Origin of the sequence: Cupriavidus sp. UYPR2.512 (genome assembly GCF_000379565.1) — a bacterium.
Classification (GTDB): domain Bacteria; phylum Pseudomonadota; class Gammaproteobacteria; order Burkholderiales; family Burkholderiaceae; genus Cupriavidus.
On the sequence record NZ_KB903007.1, the window covers coordinates 1 to 2,536 of the forward strand.

The following is a 2,536-nucleotide window of genomic DNA, read 5'->3' on the forward strand; positions in this document are numbered from 1 at the left end:
ACTCGCACTCACTCTCTCCACGCTGTGTCGCAGTGTGGGCATTGGAGACGCCGAATTCATATAAGTTCCATCAAGAACAGAACGCTACACTAGGTGGGGTCAATTTCGCGCTTACGAGGTTACTGCGCTGAGACGCAGGCACCTCGTCATGTCCGAGATTGGGCAGCAAGTGGCTGATCTGGCGCCACGCCCGAGGCCGGGATGCGTGTGCGGCAGCGCCACTACGTGCGCTTCCAAGCCTAAGGCGCGCGTTCGCGGCTGAGATGCTCGTGCCAAATCCACCGCCGCCTCCCTTGTCCACCGTGGCGAACCAGCGGAGAAGCGTCGGCATAACTGTCCCGGCACCGATGCAGCCGCTTCCGCTCCAGGTTTTGCGCGCCTTCGTGATCCATGGCCGCGCCGGCGGACCGGCCATGGCGGCAAGGCGCGATATCTTCCGCCAAGAAGCTCATACCGCACCGCAACATCATCGCGCATCTGTTCGATGACCCGTGCACCTCGCTGGCACCGTCGGACCTGCACGGTTGGATTCAACGGCGAAGCGAGGCTAGCGGGAACGGCGACGGCACAATTGGACCAGGCAGCACGGATTACTGAGCGATGTGCTTCCTCGATGTCCATCGTTTGTTGCGCTGCAAGTTTAGCGCCTGTAGGTGGGCCGAACTAGGCTGTGTTTGAGGCCGCTCGTCTTTGCGCGTCTCACTAGATCTTGATTTAGATCAAGCGAAGGAAAGTTGAAGCAGATGGACCTTGCCTTAGCATACCTGATAGATAAACTAGCCTTTACCACTCTAGGAGATGTTAGCAAGGGAATGGGACGTCATATCAGTATTGATAGATTACGCTATGCATTCGTACTGTATTAACTGAAGCCGTTCCGCTTTTCTCGGCTCATATCGAAGTGTTAGAAAATTATTTTCGATTTATGGAGATTGCCATGCGGAAGATTATTAAGAATGTGGTGTTCGTGGGTTTAATGTCTGCGACTGTTCTTGGGGGCGCTATGTCCGCATTCGCTACGGAAATGGAGGGGTGGTCTGACGACTGCTGGTTCCTTGAAATCGGAAAGGGTGATTTTAAGATTTGTTTGTAACAATGAGCGGCATAGGGTGCTGCAGCCCTGACATTTCTCAAACGCTAGGGTCATCAAAGCGCAATGGCGTCGGCCAAATAGACCTTGCGCATGCCGCCTTTCGGCTAATTGGGCAGCGATCGCAGCGCCGTCCCTTGGGCGCAGAGCGGCCAACCACTACCCTTAGTTGGCCCTCTCTCAGACCGTGCGAGCGTTGGACCTCGGCAAGCAGCGCTTCCCGAGTTTTCTTCACGGTCATTCTGACCAGACGCACCACCACGGAATCGGTGCGCAACTCGAAGCGCGGCAAGGGACCATCGCAGGAGTGAGCCGAGGTCTTGCTCCGGCTCGAACGGGGGGGCGGGTGGCGAATGCGAGTGCATATGCGCAGGTCGTGCTGACGTCGCAGTCATTGACGCATTTTCGGTGTTCTACAGCTCGGCTCCCCAAGTCGGTTTGAAGTGTGGCTTCTCTCAGCTCCCGGACCAGCCGGGACCAATCCAGGTCCAGACGATCGCCAGCGCAGCCTGGGTTGACGGTCTTTCCGGACTGCTTAATTTGAATGATCCAAAGGTCATACAAGCGGGGCCCATGGATCATGAGGAACCGATCCAGATATACACACATCTCTTGCAGCATCCCACACAGGGACTCTTCATGATCGACCCACGAATTTCAAAGCGGTTTGTTGAAGATCCGAGGAGCCGGATGGGTCGTGAGAAACTTCGCGAAGACTGAGAAGAGGGAGGCCCACACAAACGCTTCGTCGGCGATCAGATCGGAAGGGGCTTCCCTCAAAGGGGTCTTTATGACCCATCTCCATCTCGATCACATTTCCGGGATGCCAGACATCCCAAAGGATGTTCAGTTCTACCCCCGCCCCGGTTAGGGCTGCGGAATCGAAGTCCGAGAACCTCTTTTCGTTCAGGGAATGGAAGATCGCTTCTTCGATGGCAGGCAGGCCTGCCCTCCAAGAGTTCCAGTTCATGAAAGAACCCGGATGGCAAATTCGACCGTGTGGTCGACGTCTTCGGCGACGGTTCGTTGTTTCCAATCCTGACGCCTGGACTTACGGAAGGCCACGTCTCTTATCTCGCCCGCACGCAGTCAGGTCCAGTGCTGCTTACTGGGCGACACTTGCAACACCCGCTGCAGGTAGGAGCTTCGAGCCGGGAAGTTTCACATTTGACCGGGAAGGCGGCGTGTGTTAAGGTAGTTTATATGAACGCCCCCGATGCGCTAGGTTTTCTTGTGTTCCGATTCGACAGGATAGGTTGCAGCTTTATATGCGGCCTTTCTGCAGCATACGCTGCTGGCCCCGATGAAATCCGCTGACTCGCTCCTCATTTGTCGCGCGAGCTGAACGCTCAAACCATGCTTATCCGGTTGTCTCCCAAGCCCTCTACCGATAGTATGTTGGTCATCTGTGCCACCCCGGGGCAACCATGGTTATTGACGTGCTTG

At 55.9% G+C, this 2,536-nt stretch carries 1 protein-coding gene; it reads left to right on the forward strand.

Annotated elements, in window-relative coordinates:
- The first annotated feature begins 1,787 nt into the window (after positions 1 to 1,787).
- Positions 1,788 to 1,961, forward strand: a complete 174-nt coding sequence (locus tag A3A5_RS45705; protein ID WP_157637244.1) for an MBL fold metallo-hydrolase — start codon at positions 1,788 to 1,790, stop codon at positions 1,959 to 1,961.
- Positions 1,962 to 2,536 lie beyond the last annotated feature (575 nt).